Source organism: Pannonibacter phragmitetus (assembly GCF_050510895.1).
Taxonomy (GTDB): domain Bacteria; phylum Pseudomonadota; class Alphaproteobacteria; order Rhizobiales; family Stappiaceae; genus Pannonibacter; species Pannonibacter phragmitetus_B.
In genome coordinates this window covers 804,235-819,101 of sequence record NZ_JBNINT010000001.1, presented here as the reverse complement: position 1 = coordinate 819,101, position 14,867 = coordinate 804,235, and the positions used below count along the sequence as shown (strand labels likewise).

General features: G+C 61.2%; 12 protein-coding genes and 2 pseudogenes. 2 read left to right on the top strand and 12 right to left on the bottom strand.

Annotation, left to right across the window (positions count from 1 at the left end):
- Positions 1-5 precede the first annotated feature (5 nt).
- The 11 genes and pseudogenes from bluB to ACQB61_RS03745 form a co-directional block, all read right to left on the bottom strand.
- Complete coding sequence (gene bluB, locus ACQB61_RS03795; protein ID WP_430511551.1) at positions 6-659, bottom strand: 5,6-dimethylbenzimidazole synthase; 654 nt, start codon at positions 657-659, stop codon at positions 6-8.
- Between the two features lie 2 nt (positions 660-661).
- Positions 662-1,210 (bottom strand): adenine phosphoribosyltransferase, encoded by a 549-nt coding sequence (locus tag ACQB61_RS03790; RefSeq protein WP_334253168.1) that lies wholly within the window; start codon positions 1,208-1,210, stop codon positions 662-664.
- Between the two features lie 149 nt (positions 1,211-1,359).
- Positions 1,360-2,241, bottom strand: a complete 882-nt coding sequence (locus tag ACQB61_RS03785) for an S-methyl-5'-thioadenosine phosphorylase (RefSeq protein WP_430511550.1) — start codon at positions 2,239-2,241, stop codon at positions 1,360-1,362.
- Positions 2,242-2,381: 140 nt separating this feature from the next.
- Positions 2,382-3,236 (bottom strand): cytochrome c1, encoded by an 855-nt coding sequence (locus ACQB61_RS03780; RefSeq protein WP_430511549.1) that lies wholly within the window; start codon positions 3,234-3,236, stop codon positions 2,382-2,384.
- 24 nt (positions 3,237-3,260) lie between these two features.
- Entirely contained in the window at positions 3,261-4,520 is a 1,260-nt protein-coding gene (locus ACQB61_RS03775; RefSeq protein ID WP_430511548.1) for a cytochrome b, read from the bottom strand.
- A gap of 23 nt (positions 4,521-4,543) precedes the next feature.
- Positions 4,544-5,104 carry a ubiquinol-cytochrome c reductase iron-sulfur subunit gene (petA, locus tag ACQB61_RS03770; RefSeq protein ID WP_430511547.1) on the bottom strand — a complete coding sequence of 187 codons (561 nt, stop codon included), beginning with the start codon at positions 5,102-5,104 and terminating at the stop codon, positions 4,544-4,546.
- Positions 5,105-5,387: 283 nt separating this feature from the next.
- Positions 5,388-7,227, bottom strand: a pseudogene (locus ACQB61_RS03765) (ABC transporter ATP-binding protein).
- Positions 7,228-7,230: 3 nt separating this feature from the next.
- A complete protein-coding gene (locus ACQB61_RS03760) occupies positions 7,231-7,665 on the bottom strand; it encodes a hypothetical protein (RefSeq protein ID WP_430511546.1) in 435 nt (144 codons plus the stop codon).
- Positions 7,666-8,159: 494 nt separating this feature from the next.
- On the bottom strand, positions 8,160-9,503 hold the full coding sequence (locus tag ACQB61_RS03755) for a methyl-accepting chemotaxis protein (protein WP_430511545.1): 1,344 nt from the start codon (positions 9,501-9,503) through the stop codon (positions 8,160-8,162).
- A gap of 104 nt (positions 9,504-9,607) precedes the next feature.
- Complete coding sequence (locus ACQB61_RS03750) at positions 9,608-10,012, bottom strand: DUF2177 family protein (RefSeq protein WP_430511544.1); 405 nt, start codon at positions 10,010-10,012, stop codon at positions 9,608-9,610.
- Between the two features lie 65 nt (positions 10,013-10,077).
- Positions 10,078-11,939, bottom strand: a pseudogene (locus tag ACQB61_RS03745) (ABC transporter ATP-binding protein).
- Between the two features lie 162 nt (positions 11,940-12,101).
- On the opposite strand from ACQB61_RS03745, the gene ACQB61_RS03740 reads away from it, so the two are divergent.
- Positions 12,102-12,572, top strand: a complete 471-nt coding sequence (locus ACQB61_RS03740) for a tRNA (cytidine(34)-2'-O)-methyltransferase (RefSeq protein WP_430514281.1) — start codon at positions 12,102-12,104, stop codon at positions 12,570-12,572.
- Between the two features lie 118 nt (positions 12,573-12,690).
- The gene (hemF, locus tag ACQB61_RS03735; protein ID WP_430511543.1) at positions 12,691-13,617 is read left to right on the top strand and encodes an oxygen-dependent coproporphyrinogen oxidase; all 927 of its coding nucleotides are present in this window, start codon (positions 12,691-12,693) and stop codon (positions 13,615-13,617) included.
- Positions 13,618-13,621: 4 nt separating this feature from the next.
- Here hemF and ACQB61_RS03730 read toward each other — a convergent pair whose 3' ends face one another.
- Positions 13,622-14,863 (bottom strand): CCA tRNA nucleotidyltransferase, encoded by a 1,242-nt coding sequence (locus tag ACQB61_RS03730; RefSeq protein ID WP_430511542.1) that lies wholly within the window; start codon positions 14,861-14,863, stop codon positions 13,622-13,624.
- Positions 14,864-14,867: the final 4 nt, after the last annotated feature.

Genomic DNA, 14,867 nt, shown 5'->3' with positions numbered 1-14,867 from the left:
ACCTCCTAACGTGTCAGAATACGTGCCTGCAGCGGCGTGCGGGCCTGCCAGCCCTCCCGCTCCAGTTCCGGCACCAGATGCTCCTCCTCGGGAAATCCGAGGCAGAGATAGCCGATCAGTTCCCAGTCGGAAGGCACGTCCAGCGTTGTCTTCACGGCCTCCGGATCGATGATCGACACCCAGCCGAGCCCGACGCCATGCATGCGCGCTGCAAGCCACAGGCACTGGACCATGCCAACGGCGGAAAAGGCAAGTGTCTGCGGCATCGTTGCACGGCCGAGCCCATGGCCCTGCTCCGGGTCCAGATCGCAGAAGACTGCCAGCTGAACCGGCGCCTCCCGCAAGCCAGCCAGCTTGAGCCTTGCATAAAGCTCCGCCTTTTCCCCGTCATAGGCAGCAAGCGCGCGGTTGTTTTCCTGCTCGAACAGCCTCGTGACCGCATCCCGCCGGGCCTGGCTCTCCACTCTGACGATCCGCCAGGGCTGGCTGTTGCCAACGGACGGCGCAAGATCGGCCAGCGCCAGAACTTCATCCAGCAGGCCCTCCGGCAGACTGTCCTTACGGAAGCGGCGCACATCGCGCCGCCAGCGCAGGAGATCGGCAAAGGCAGCCCTGAAGGCAGGGGAAAAATCCGGTCCGTGCCCGTGCTGCCCCGCCATAGTCAGTGCCCCGGGAAAGACAGCAGCGTGCGCACCGGCACGCCCATGGCTTCCAGCCGCTGACGCCCGCCCAGATCCGGCAGGTCAACGATGAAACAGGCAGCGACAATCTCAGCCCCCTGCCCGCGGAGCAGCTTGCAGGCAGCTTCTGCCGTGCCTCCCGTGGCGATCAGGTCATCGACCACGATCACCTTGTCACCGGGGTTGATGGCATCGCTGTGCATTTCGATCTCGTCGAGGCCATATTCCAGCGAATAGGCCACGCTTACCGTCTGCCAGGGCAGCTTGCCCTTCTTGCGGATCGGCACAAAGCCGGCAGACAGCTGATGCGCCACGGCGCCGCCCAGAATGAAGCCGCGCGCCTCAATGCCGGCAATCTGCTCAACCTTGGAACCAGCCCAGGGCTGAACCAGCGCATCCACCGCCCGGCGGAAGGCGCGGGCATTGCCCAAAAGCGTGGTGATGTCGCGGAACAGAATACCGGGCTTGGGATAATCCGGGATCGTGCGGATGGCCTGCAGCAGCTCGTCGGAAACGCTGGGAATGTCCATATCGTCCTCTTGGGGCGTCATAACTGGAGAGGCCATGAAGGCCGAAGGCAGAGCCCCGGCAGCAGGGCCTTTGCCAGATCTTATATCAAGGTGAATTGGCCTCGGGCAAAGGCATAACCAGCTTGCCCACGGCCAATCCGCCGCAGCCGTCAGCCCCTGTCGAAAAGCACCCGGCCCGCAACGGCATCCAGTTTGGCCAGCAAGGCCGGGTCGCGCCGGTCTGGTGCTGTCATGATCGCATAATCAAGTGCTGTGTCCGAGCCGACGGGGCAAGGTTCGTGCTCACGCGGGAGGTCACGGGCAAGGCGTGCCACAAGTTGCTGGGCGTGGTGGGCATTGTCATGCAGCACCTTGATGATCTGCTGGATATCAACCTCGCCATGCTCCGGGTGCCAGCTGTCATAGTCGGTCACCATGGCCACCGTCGCGTAGCAGATCTCTGCCTCGCGGGCGAGTTTGGCTTCCGGCATGTTGGTCATGCCGATCACATCGCAGCCCCAGGATCTGTAGAGGTGGCTCTCGGCGAGCGACGAGAACTGAGGCCCCTCCATGGCCAGATAGGTACCACCACGCCGGTACAGCAGGTTCTCAGCCCGAGCTGCCGCTTCAACATGATCAACCAGACGGGGGCTGACGGGATAGGCCATGGACACATGTGCCACGCAGCCCGTGCCGAAGAAGCTCTTTTCCCGCGCAAAGGTGCGGTCGATGAACTGCTCCACCAGCACGAACGTGCCCGGCGCAAACTCCTCCTTCAGCGACCCGCAAGCGGAAACAGAGACGAGGTCAGTCACCCCGCAGCGCTTCATGACATCAACATTGGCGCGGTAGTTGATCTGGGAAGGAGAATGCAGATGGCCGCGGCCGTGACGTGGCAGAAACACCACCTTGAGGCCATTGATCTGGCCAATGCGCACTGCATCGGAGGGCTCGCCCCAAGGGCTGCCGACGCCGACCCACTCTGCCCCCTCGAGGCCCGGCAGATCATAGATCCCCGACCCGCCAATCACGCCCAGAACCGCCTCAGCCATCACCACCCCCAAAATCAGACCCGTGTGATTAGGTCCGGTTTGCCGGTGCTTGTCAAACCGCGAAAGGTCGCCGGAAAATGCAAAGGGCCACCCCATCGGGCGGCCCTTCAGAACTCAGACCAAACGGCTGAGTACTTCTCTTAGTGCTCGACGTTCCGCCACAGCTTCTTCTTGGTGAAGTAGAGCAGCGAGGCGAAGACGATCAGGAAGATGATGACCCGGAAGCCCATCTTCTTGCGGTCTTCCAGATGCGGCTCGGCAGCCCACATCAGGAACGCAGAAACGTCACGGGCATACTGATCAACCGTCATCGGCGTGCCGTCGGTGTATTCCACCTGCTCGTCAGAGATCGGCTGAGCCATGCCGATGGCAGTGCCGCTCAGGAACGCCGGGTTGTAGTGCTTGCCTTCGGGGACCACCACACCTTCCGGGACTTCTTCACCATAGCTGACGAGAAGCGCATGGATATAGTCCGGGCCCTGCTCGTTGTACTGGGTGAAGGCGTCAAAGATGAACCAGGGGAAGCCCCGGTGCGCCGCACGGGCCTTGGCGATCAGCGAGAAGTCCGGCGGATAAGCACCGCCGTTCGACGCACGGGCAGCCTGCTCGTTCGGGAACGGAGAGGGGAACTTGTCAGCCAGAATGGCGGGACGCTCGAACATGTCGCCGTCGTCATTCGGGCCGTCCTGAACCGTATACTCAGACGCGATTGCCTTGGCCTGGTCTTCGGTGAAGCCCGGGCCGCCCGGCTGTGCAAGGTTGCGGAAGGACACGAGCTTCAGGCCGTGGCACGAGGAGCAAACCTCGCGGTAGACCTTGAAGCCGCGCTGCAGCTGTGCCTTGTCAAAGGTGCCGAAAGGACCTGCAAAGGACCACTGCTCACGCGGGATGTGCGGTGCCTCACCCGCTGCGAAAGCGGGAGAAGCAAGGGCCACTGCGACGGTCGCAGCCAGTGATACGCCAAGGGCGCGGACGGTCTTGATCATGGTGCTCATTTCAAAAACTCCTGACCCTTTCCGTCACTTCGTCTGGGGCGCTGCAGCAGCAGCGGCCGGCTTGCCGGCACCAAGAACTGCTTCGGAGATCGAGGCAGGCAGCGGCAGCGGCTTTTCCAGGAAGCCAAGCAGCGGCAGGATCACCAGGAAGTGGGCGAAGTAGTAGACGGTGCAGATGCGCGACAGGATCACGTACACACCTTCAGCCGGCATCGCACCGAGGTAGCCAAGAGCCACCGCGTTGATCGCGAAGATCCAGAAGAACTGCTTGAACAGCGGGCGGTAGACACCCGAGCGGACCTTGGACGTGTCGAGCCAGGGCAGGACGAAGAGAACTGCAATGGCGCCGAACATGGCCACAACGCCGCCGAGCTTGTCCGGCACGGCGCGCAGGATCGCGTAGAACGGCAGGAAGTACCATTCCGGAACGATGTGCGCAGGCGTCACCAGCGGATTCGCCTCGATGTAGTTGTCGGGGTGACCCATGTAGTTCGGCACATAGAACACGAACCACGAGAAGAGGATCATGAACACGACAATCGCGAAGGCGTCCTTGACCGTGTAGTACGGATGGAACGGAACCGTGTCCTGACCGGACTTCGGCTGCACACCAGTCGGGTTGTTGTTGCCCGTGGTGTGGAAGGCCCACACGTGAAGGATGACAACACCGAAGATCATGAACGGCAGCAGGTAGTGCAGCGAGAAGAAGCGGTTCAGCGTCGGGTTATCGACGGCAAATCCACCCCACAGCCAGGTGCGGATCGCTTCACCCACCAGCGGGATCGCCGAGAACAGGTTGGTGATCACGGTCGCGCCCCAGAAGGACATCTGCCCCCACGGCAGCACGTAGCCCATGAAGGCGGTGCCCATCATGATGAGGAAGATGATCACACCCAGGATCCACGAGATTTCGCGCGGGGCCTTGTAGGAGCCGTAATAGAGTCCGCGGAAGATGTGGATGTAGACGGCGATGAAGAACATCGACGCGCCATTGGAATGCAGGTAGCGGATCAGCCAGCCGAAGTTCACATCACGCATGATGTGCTCAACGCTGAAGAAGGCTGCCGTGGTGCTGGGGGTGTAGTGCATCACCAGCACGATGCCGGTGATGATCTGCGAGATCAGCATGAAGAAGAGAATACCGCCGAAGGTCCACCAGTAATTGAGGTTCTTCGGGGTCGGGAAATCGACGAAAGAGCCGCGAACGAGCGAGATGACCGGCAGACGGCTCTCAAGCCACTTCGCCGCCGCGCTCTGCGGAACGTAATTGGAATGTCCAGCCATGGCTGTCTCCTGGGGTCTACCGGTCAACCGATCTTGATCTTGGCGTCTTCAACAAACGCAAAAGGCGGTACGAGGAGGTTCTCCGGAGCAGGCCCCCGGCGGATACGCCCTGCGGTGTCATAGTGCGAACCATGGCACGGGCAGAACCAGCCATCGAAGTCGCCTGCATTGCCCAGCGGCACGCAACCCAGATGGGTGCAGATGCCGACCATGACGAGCCAGGCTTCCTTGCCCTCGGCGGCGCGGTTCGCGTCGGAGGCATCGGCGGAATCGGACAGGTTGAGGTTACGCGCCAGTTTATCCGGCAGTTCGGACAGCGGCACAGCCTTGGCCTCTTCGATCTCCTTTTCCGTACGCTGACGGATGAAGACCGGCTTGCCGCGCCACTTAACAGTGATGGACTGCCCCACCTCGACGGCGGAGACATCCACCTCGATAGATGCCAGAGCAAGAGCCGAAGCGTCCGGGTTCATCTGGTCGATGAAGGGCCAGGCGACAGCGCCCGCGCCCACAACGCCCATGGCGCCGGTCGCAATGTAGAGGAAATCACGGCGGGTCGGTTCCGCCGAATCCGTATGAGCCAAGGTCGCGTCCTCTCGAAACCTGTTTAACGTATACCGAATGCCCACAGGCAGACAGCCTCGCCCTCCCCTCCGGAACGGTCGGCTGCCCGGCGCGGGCATTAACGGCAAACGGGTGCGGCAATCGCCCGCACCACACCAAGCGGTGGTCTTTTTGCACCGTTCTGCCGCATTGTCCAGATGACCTTGGGCCAGAACGCTAAATGTCGCACCGCTTGGGATGCCGTCATCACCTTTTTGATGCCCTGAAAAGGCCCCAATTGAAAGCCGGATCGCTTGATCTGGATCAAACTTCTGCAGCTGACTGCAAGAATCCGCCAGACTGATGCGACCACAGCTGTGCATAGAGGCCGCCCTGGGTCAGCAGTTCTTCATGACGCCCCTCTTCGATGATTCGGCCCTTGTCCATGACAATGAGTCTGTCCATGGCCGCGATGGTCGACAGGCGGTGGGCGATGGCAATCACCGTCTTGCCTTCCATCAAGTCGAAGAGGCTGTCCTGAATGGCTGCCTCCACCTCGCTGTCGAGCGCCGATGTGGCCTCGTCCAGCAGCAGGATGGGAGCATTTTTCAGCAGAACCCGCGCGATGGCAATCCGCTGGCGCTGTCCACCGGACAGTTTCACGCCGCGTTCACCCACCTGGGCCTGAAGACCGCTGCGCCCGTCCCTGTCCTCAAGTCCCTGAACGAACTCAAGTGCATGAGCCTTGCGCAAGGCCTCGATCACCTCTGCTTCCGGAGCCTCCGGCTTGCCGTAGGCGACGTTCTCATAGATGGACCGGTGCAGCAGCGATGTATCCTGCGTAACAACACCGATATGAGCGCGCAGATCATCCTGCCGGACACGGGCGATATCCTGCCCGTCGATGCGGATCGAACCGCTCTCAAGGTCATAGAACCGCAGCAGAAGGTTCACGAGAGTGGATTTTCCCGCGCCGGAACGGCCGATGAGTCCGATCTTTTCGCCCGGACGGATCGTCAGATCCAGCGAATCGATGACACCCTTGACCTTGCCATAGTGGAAAGAGGCCTTGTCGAAGACGATCTCGCCTTTGGTGACAGTCAGTGGCGCAGCATCCGGCGCGTCCTGCACCTCACGCTCACGCGCAATGGTGCCGATGCCATCCTGCACCGTGCCGACGTTTTCGAACAGACCCGCAACCTCCCACAGAATCCACTGGGACATGCCCTGGATGCGCAGGACAAGCGACACCGCCACCGCCACATCACCGGTGGTGACCACCTCATGCTGCCACAGGAAGATGGACAGGCCAGCCGTTGAGAACAGCAGTAGAGTATTCAGCGTGTTCAGCGAAATGTTGAGCAGGGTTACATATCGCATCTGCCCAAAGACGGTCTTCATAAAGCCCATCATCGAGTTTCGGGCATACTCTTCCTCACGCTTTGCATGGGAGAAGAGTTTGACCGTTGCGATGTTGGTATAGGCATCCACAACATGGCCGGTCATCACAGAGCGGGCATCCGCCTGCTTCTGTGAAATTGCCTTGAGGCGGGGGATGAAGACCCGCAGCACGGCGATATAGGCAAATGTCCAGACCACCAGCGGAATGGCCAGATAGAGGTTGGCGTCACCAATGACGATCAACGCGCTGGTCAGATAGACAAGCACATAGACCATCATGTCGACGATTCTGTGTCACGACTTCGCGCACCGCCAGTGCCGTCTGCATCATCTTGTTGGCGATGCGGCCGGCAAAGTCGTTGTGATAGAAAGTCATGCTCTGGCGCAGCAGGTAGCGGTGCACGCGCCAGCGCACGGACATGGGATAGGTGCCGATCACGCCCTGATGGAACAGCAGCTCCCACATGGCCTGCGTCAACGGCAGGCACAGCAGGACCACGCCGGCCATAAGCGAGAGCTTCACCCAGTTGTCGGTCCAGAACGTCGCCCGGTCGGCCTCTCCCAGCCAGTTGACCAGATCGCCTAGGAAAGCGAAGACCGTGACCTGGAAGATCGCGATCATCGCACCCAGAACGCCGACACCGGCCAGCAACGGCCAAAGGGGCTTGGTATAGTACCAGCAGAAGGCCGCAAATCCCTTTGGCGGCACATCGAGCTTAAAGTCCGCAAAGGGATCTATCAGACGTTCAAATCTGGAAAACATTGTTCAACTCCAGAGATTTACACCCTCACCCGCAGAGCGGGCCGCATTGCGCGGCTGCCTGATTTTCAGGCGCTGCCAATAGGGACGGCGGCCACCAAAGGCCAGCGAAAAGACAAAGCTGACCAGCGCACCTGCAAGCACCAGCGTGCCGAGGAACAGCTCGATCAGATGCGTGCGGTACTGAGCCGCGCTCTGAACCACGTTGCCAATCCGCACAGCCTCCAGCGACCACAGGTCGGCAAGGAGCACCGGCAGGAAAATAAGCACAGAGGCACCTGCCGTTGCAGCAGCAAAGATGGCCAAAGCGGCCCCGCCAAGGGCAAGGCGCTGGCGCCAGGACAGCGTCATACGCGGCAAGGACGAGGCAAAGTCATCCGGACGCGGCAGGTCCGGCGGATAAGGCAGATCGAAAGGATCCAAAGGATAACGAACAGACATGGTTCTGCTCCAGACGGAATCGGACTGATGAGGCACGGCTGGCGGAACGCGCAAATGAAAGACGCGCAGCACCGGAAGGTTCCGGTTACGCTTGGAGCCAGTCGCTATTCAGCTGGAATGTTTGAAACGCCGTCTCAGGCTGCCGGGCGGCAGGAGAGGGAAAACGGGCCCACGAGAGCAAGGGCTACGGTCATATGGACACGTGACGTATTGGTCATGAATACCCCTCCTCTGTTAGCTCGGTTGACGGCAAAGACAGCGCGGCAGAACGCGCCTGACTTTCCTAAACTGTTTGCTTGAAATCGCAAGACCTCAAGCGCAATCCGGTCACGCATTACATTCTAACTGTTGCTATGAGGCAACAATGCAACCAGACCTTGATGGACGTCAGACCAGCCGCCCAAACCGGTCTTCAGGCATGCACCATGTGCCTGAAGACAAAAAACGCGGCGGAATCGATCCGCCGCGTGTCATCGTCCCACAGATTGCGTGTCTCAGGCAGCGCGGATGCTGGTGAGGAACTGGCTCACCTGCGTCTGCAGGCTGCTGGAAAGCTTGGTCAGTTCACCTGCAGCGCGGTGCATCTCGTCCGTGGCCGAGGTGCTCGCCTGCATTGCTTCAGCAAGCCGGTTCATGTTGCCCCCCACGCGCTCGGTGCTGGCATTGGCCACATGGACCGAGCGGGAAATCTCGCCGGTTGCCTGCATCTGGCTCTGAACCGAACCATGCACGGCCTCAGAGATCTGACTGATCTGCTCGATAGTCGCCGTGATGGAACGGATCGCCCCGACCGCCTGCTCTGCCACAAACTGCACGGAGGCAACCTGCGCGGTGATTTCTTCCGTCGCCTTGGTGGTCTGCCCGGCCAGCGCCTTCACTTCATTTGCCACCACGGCAAAGCCGCGGCCCGCTTCGCCCGCACGCGCCGCCTCGATGGTGGCGTTCAGGGCGAGAAGATTGGTCTGGTTGGCGATCTGGCTGATGAGCTCGACGACTTCGCCGATCTGGCGCCCCGTCTCGGACAGACGGCCGACGATTTCATCGGTCTGGCGCGCTTCGAGCACGGCTGCGCTCGCGATCTGTGATGCATTTTCCACATCGGTGCCGATGGTGGAGATGGAGACAGCGAGTTCTTCTGCCGACTGGGACATGACACGCACCGACTGTCCGGCCTCTGCCGTTGCGGTGGAGACTTCATCCACGGCGCGGGACGAGTTGCCCACGGCCTGCCGCAGGTCCATGGCATTGCCGCCAACTGCGTTTGCCGTGCTTGTCAGGACCTCGACCACGCTGATGACCGAGCGTTCGAAATCGGTCGCAACATCGCGCATTAGTTCCCGGCGTTCCTGTTCAATCTGCGCCTGCTGGGCCGCCTGGAGTTCGACTTCCTCCTTGGCGCGGGCTGCCAGCTTTTCGCGAAACTGAACAACGGAGCGTGCGATAGCACCGATTTCATCGGACCTGTGGGCGCCTGCAATGCTGACATCCAGCTGGCCTTCCGACAAGAGATCAAGGCCATCCTGCAGCCGGTTGAGCGGCCGAGCAACCCCGAGTGCCAGCACCACGGCAAGCGCCAGGAAGGCAATGCCGATGGGCGAGCAGACCAGAACGATCTGCAGCATCTGATCAATGATCAGACCATCAAGAAGACTGGAGGCCTGCGGGCCAAGAAAAGCCTGCGCCTGCGACGGGTCACCCAGAGCCGAAGTCAACGCCTGGCGGAAGACGTAGAACGCATAGCCCGTTCCGGCCACCATGATCAGGGCCGACGATACAACCAGGACAAGAAAGCGGCCAAGGATCGAAAGGCGGATGCCCGTACCTACATTATCGTGCATGTCCATTCCCGATGGTCAGAAGAAACGTTCTTCGGTCCGATACCATGGGGAATAGTACTAGGGAGCGAGCGTAAAGATTTTCTTCACGCAATCAGATAAATCGCTCAGGACAACAGCTTATACGTGATGGCATATCCTCCTGCGGCCGACACGGCACTCAGGAGTGTACCCCAGGCAATGTCTACCAGAACCACCTCGAGCGGCCAGTTTCTAAGGGTCGCATAGTTAGTCATGTCATAGGTTGCATACGCAATAAAACCTAGCACCGCCCCACAGATCACTGCGCTCCAGATGCTTTCAGATTTCAATGCAGGCAATACAGCGAAGAAAACAAGACCACCGACGTAAAGAAGATAGAAAACCGCTGCAGCGCCAAGATTGGGCTTGTCCATCATCAGATGCCCGATGCGGTCGAAATAGAAGCGCGTTGCCACTTTTCCAAGCCACACCGCATCGATCGCAAGAAACACAGCAGCAGTGGCAAGGTAGGCGGTGATAATCTGACCCATTGGGAAGTCCCCTTTCTGGGATATCCTACGTGGCTTGCCGTCTGCCGGATCACGCAAGGAGGCGGTCACTCCCCTTCAACAGCCATCACATCTCCAGCAGGCAAAAACCCGCCGGACTGGCGCTCCCAGAGATCCGCATAGAGCCCGCCGCGCGCCAGAAGCGCCTCATGAGTGCCCTCCTCGACGATCTTTCCCCCGTCCATGACCATCAGCCGGTCCATGGCAGCAATCGTGGAAAGCCGGTGGGCAATGGCCAGAACCGTCTTGCCCTGCATCAGCGGTATCAGATTGTCCTGAATGGCAGCCTCGATCTCTGAATCCAGAGCAGAAGTCGCCTCATCCAGAACCAGAATGGGCGCGTTCTTCAAAAGCACGCGCGCGATGGCGATACGCTGGCGCTGGCCGCCCGACAGTTTCACGCCCCGCTCACCCACCTGCGCCTCGAAGCCGGAGCGGCCCTTGCTGTCTTTCAGGTTCTGGATGAACTCCAGCGCATGGGCCTGCCGCGCAGCCTCCTCAAGCATGGCCATGGTGGCATCCGGCCGGCCATAGGCAATGTTCTCGCGGATGGAACGATGCAGCAGCGAGGTGTCCTGCGCCACCATGCCGATCTGCGCCCTGAGCGAAGCCTGCGATATCTGACGGATATCCTGACCATCCACCAGAATGCGGCCACTCTCCACATCATGGAAGCGCAGCAGCAGGCTGGCCAGTGTCGACTTGCCCGCTCCCGAGGGGCCAACGATGCCGATCTTCTCTCCACCCTTCACCGCAAAGTTCAAATCATCGATCACGCCACCGCGCTTGCCATAGTGGAAGGTGACCTTGTCAAAAACGATAGCGCCCGAGCTGACCATAAGCGCCGGAGCGCCTGGCAGGTCCGTGACGGCAACGGGCCGTGTCAGCATCTCCACGCTATCCTGAAGCGTTCCGAAAGAGCGGAACAGGGAGTTGAGCTGACCAAGCATCCGGCCCAGCAGAAGATTGAGCCGCAAGGCAAGGCCCAGTGACACGGCCACATCACCCGCCGTCAGTATGCCATCCTGCCACAGCACCAGCGAAAACCAGCCGATGCTGACCATCATGACACTGCTCAGCAATGACATCAGCGAACGCACTTCGGTCAGATGGCGTGTGAAGTGCTTCAGAACCGTGAGGTAGCTCTCGAAAATTGCGCGCGCGCCCGCCTGCTCACTCTCCAGCGAGCTGAAGAGCTTTACTGTCTGTATGTTGCTGTAGGTATCGACCAGCCGTCCCGTCGCACCGGAGGCAGCATGTGCCGATGCCTTGGAGCTGTTGCGGATACGCGGCACGTAGTAGCGGGCAATCAGCGAAAAGACCGCCAGCCAGACCAGAATGGCGGCCCCAAGGCGCCAGTTCAGTTCCCCCAGCAGCAGCAAGGTGGCCAGCGCATAGACCGCGATGTACCAGACCACTTGCAGCAGCGTGACCATGAACTCGCCAGCCGCCTGCCCCGCCTGCCAGACCTTGGACGAAATGCGGCCCGCGAACTCGTCGTGGAAGAACGCGATGCTCTGGTCCATGATCTGCTGGTGCGCCTGCCAGCGCGCACGGGCATAGAAACCGGGCACAACGGTCTGCTCTTCAACACCGGCAGTGAAGAAGGTCAGCAGTGTGCGCAGCACAAGAACAACGGCAACCATACCTGCGAAAAGCGGCCAGTTCTGTGTGAACAGCTCGTCCTTGGGGGTGGTTTGCAGCAGATCGACGATAATACCGATGAAACTGTAGAGCCCCGCTTCCACCAGAGCTGTCGCTCCCCCAGCACCAGCATGGCCACGAAGGGCCAGGGCGACTGACGCACGAGAAACCACAGATAAGCCCCCGCGGTGGCCGGTAGTTTTCCGGCAGGCGCAGAAACGAAGGGATCGATCCAGCCTTCAAGGCAGCGTAAAATTCTGTTCAAGGACTTCGTCCGGTTTGGAGGGGCACCCTGGCAGGGTTTTAGCAGCCACACCGGGAATGGCCAGCCGCAAGGGGCTTAAATTGCTGTAACGGCTTGCCGCAGGCTTCAATGGATGCGCTCCAAGCGCTGGACAAACGGCAGAAAACCGGGCACTGCGTGGCCATGCCAGATCTTGCCCTCTACCAGCCGGATATCCCGCAAAACACCGGAACGATGATCCGCATGGCCGCCTGCCTGGATGTGCGCGTGCATCTGATCGAGCCGGCCGGCTTTCCGCTATCCGACAGTGCCCTCAAGCGCGCCGGAATGGACTATCTGGAGCGGGCCGCCCTCATCCGCCACCTCGACTGGAGCGCCTTCGAGGCCGCACGCAAGGCTGCCGGGCGGCGGCTTGTTCTGCTGACAACGAAAAGCACCCTGCCCTACACGGACTTTGCCTTCCGGCCGGACGACATGCTTCTGCTTGGCCGCGAAAGCGCGGGCGTGCCTGACGCCGTGCACGACGGTGCCGATGCGCGGATCACCATCCCCATGGCGGCAGGCATGCGCTCTTTGAATGTGGCGGTCTCGGCCTCCATGGTGCTGGGCGAGGCCCTGCGCCAGACCGGAACCTTTCCAACCTCATCCCGTTGACCTCCGGCAGAACAGATCACCGCTTTGCAAATTGCGGCTGGGGCTTGATAAGAAGAACCCAAACAAGCTGCCCCCCGAACGGCGGAGCGGCGGCACAAGAGATGACGAAGGAGCGCCCATGACCAAGGCAGCCGAGCCCACACGCGGCGGACCCGTGCCCGCGGATATCGAAACCAAGAAGACGGTTGCCCCGGAATGGTTCGCCAGCCTGCGCGACCGGATCTGTCAGGCTTTTGAGGATCTGGAGGACGAGATCGGTGCCAAGGGCGGACCGCTGGCCGACCAGCCGGCAGGCCGGTTTGTCCGCACTCCCTGGGAGCGCACCGACAGCAGCGGCGCCAGGGGTGGCGGCGGCGTCATGTCGATGATGCATGGCCGGGTGTTCGAGAAGGTGGGCGTGCATGTTTCCACTGTCCACGGTGAGTTTTCGCCCGAATTCCGGGGGCAGATCCCCGGAGCTTCTGAAGACCCGCGTTTCTGGGCATCGGGCATCAGCCTGATTGCCCACCCGCAGAACCCGCATGTTCCGGCGGTTCACATGAACACGCGCATGGTGGTGACGACGCGCCAGTGGTTCGGCGGCGGCGCCGACCTGACGCCAGTGCTGGATGCCCGCCGCACGCAGACGGACGCTGATTCCATCGCCTTCCACAAGGCCATGGAAGAGGCCTGCGCCCCGCACAAGAACGCGGACTACCCGCGCTACAAGGATTGGTGCGACGAGTATTTCTTCCTCAAGCACCGCAACGAGCCGCGCGGCATCGGTGGCATCTTCTACGACTATCTGCATTCCGGAGACTGGGACGCAGACTTTGCCTTCACCAAGGATGTGGGCCTTGCCTTCCTTGGCATTTATCCGGAACTGGTGCGTGCCAATTTCGAAAAGCCCTGGTCAGAGGCAGAACGCGAGGAGCAGCTGATCCGGCGCGGACGGTATGTGGAGTATAATCTGCTCTACGACCGCGGCACGATTTTCGGCCTCAAGACCGGCGGCAACGTCGCCTCCATTCTCTCTTCCATGCCGCCCGTGGTGAAGTGGCCCTGAGGCTTCACTCGCCCGAAAGAGAAGCAAGAAGCTCCTCGCGGGCTGCCCGGTAGTCCGAGGCGGCCCAGAGGCTGCGGAGGCGTTCCATGGCAGCGCCCAGCGCCGGGCCTTTCGCAACGCCTGCGGTGATGAGGTCATGACCTGTCACTGGAAAGGCCGGGATTTTCCAGCTTCGGCACAACCCGTGCAAGCCCATGAAATCCGCTTCATTTCGCGCAGCAGAGCGAGTGCGGGCATGGGCAAGGATGAGGGCATCGAGCGCGGTCTCCCTTCCCCAGGCAAGCATTTTCTCTTTCAGCACGGCGGCAGGTTCGGCAGCACGCAGTAGCGCTGCCGAACCCTCCAGAGCGCGGAAAATCGCGTCGCGCTCCTGGTTGGACAGCCGCCAGCGGCGGGCAATGCGGCCGGCATCTTCGGGCACAAACCCGGCAAGACAGGCGAGTGCAAGAATGGGCGAACCTGCTTCCGGCACCTCTTCTGTGAGCGACTTAAGCGCGGCAAGGCTGGCAAGGCGGCCCACACCGCCCGTCAAAAGCGGCAGGATGCCCGTCCCCTCCATGACGGCGATCACTGGCGGGCAGGTTCTGACGGCGAGGATTTTCTTCATCTCCGCACCGATCCGCTCCGCCGAAAGCTGCAAGAGCCCATCCCGCAAGCGCACCGAAGCGGACAGCCCCTCGTCATCTGTGGGCCCTGCGCCATAGGTGGCATGGAAGCGGAAGAAGCGCAGGATGCGCAGATAGTCCTCGCGAATGCGGTCTTCCGCCCGGCCGATGAACCGCACGCGGCGTGCAAGACAATCCTCCAGCCCGCCGAGCGGGTCATGGATCGTGCCGTCAGCGCCGCAATAAAGCGCATTCATGGTGAAGTCGCGCCGGGCCGCGTCATGTGCCCAGTCCCGTCCAAAACGCACCACCGCGTGGCGGCCGAAGGTCTCCACATCCTCACGCAGTGTGGTCACCTCAAAGGGCTCGCCGGAACTGATCACCGTCACTGTGCCATGATCAATGCCGGTTGGAACAGCCTTCAGTCCGGAAGCCTCCGCACGCTCCATCACCTGCTGCGGCAAGGCTGTGGTGCACATGTCCACGTCATGGATCGGCTCGCCCAGCAAGGCATTGCGCACCGCTCCGCCCACGGCCCGCACCTCGTCGCCGTCCTTTTGCAAGGCCGCGAAGACGCGCTGGATTGCAGCACCGCGCAGCCAGGGCACGGCAGTTTCGGGCAGCTTGCGTGGCAAGGTCATGATG

Excerpts from the sequence above, each read along its gene's own strand:
- ACQB61_RS03740 (WP_430514281.1), top strand. The coding sequence starts at position 12,102 with ATGCCAGATCTTGCCCTCTACCAGCCGGATATCCCGCAAAACACCGGA.
- ACQB61_RS03755 (WP_430511545.1), bottom strand. The coding sequence starts at position 9,503 with ATGCACGATAATGTAGGTACGGGCATCCGCCTTTCGATCCTTGGCCGC.
- ACQB61_RS03780 (WP_430511549.1), bottom strand. The coding sequence starts at position 3,236 with ATGAGCACCATGATCAAGACCGTCCGCGCCCTTGGCGTATCACTGGCT.
- bluB (WP_430511551.1), bottom strand. The coding sequence starts at position 659 with ATGGCGGGGCAGCACGGGCACGGACCGGATTTTTCCCCTGCCTTCAGG.
- ACQB61_RS03760 (WP_430511546.1), bottom strand. The coding sequence starts at position 7,665 with ATGTCTGTTCGTTATCCTTTGGATCCTTTCGATCTGCCTTATCCGCCG.
- hemF (WP_430511543.1), top strand. The coding sequence starts at position 12,691 with ATGACCAAGGCAGCCGAGCCCACACGCGGCGGACCCGTGCCCGCGGAT.
- ACQB61_RS03775 (WP_430511548.1), bottom strand. The coding sequence starts at position 4,520 with ATGGCTGGACATTCCAATTACGTTCCGCAGAGCGCGGCGGCGAAGTGG.
- ACQB61_RS03785 (WP_430511550.1), bottom strand. The coding sequence starts at position 2,241 with ATGGCTGAGGCGGTTCTGGGCGTGATTGGCGGGTCGGGGATCTATGAT.
- ACQB61_RS03730 (WP_430511542.1), bottom strand. The coding sequence starts at position 14,863 with ATGACCTTGCCACGCAAGCTGCCCGAAACTGCCGTGCCCTGGCTGCGC.
- ACQB61_RS03750 (WP_430511544.1), bottom strand. The coding sequence starts at position 10,012 with ATGGGTCAGATTATCACCGCCTACCTTGCCACTGCTGCTGTGTTTCTT.
- ACQB61_RS03790 (WP_334253168.1), bottom strand. The coding sequence starts at position 1,210 with ATGGACATTCCCAGCGTTTCCGACGAGCTGCTGCAGGCCATCCGCACG.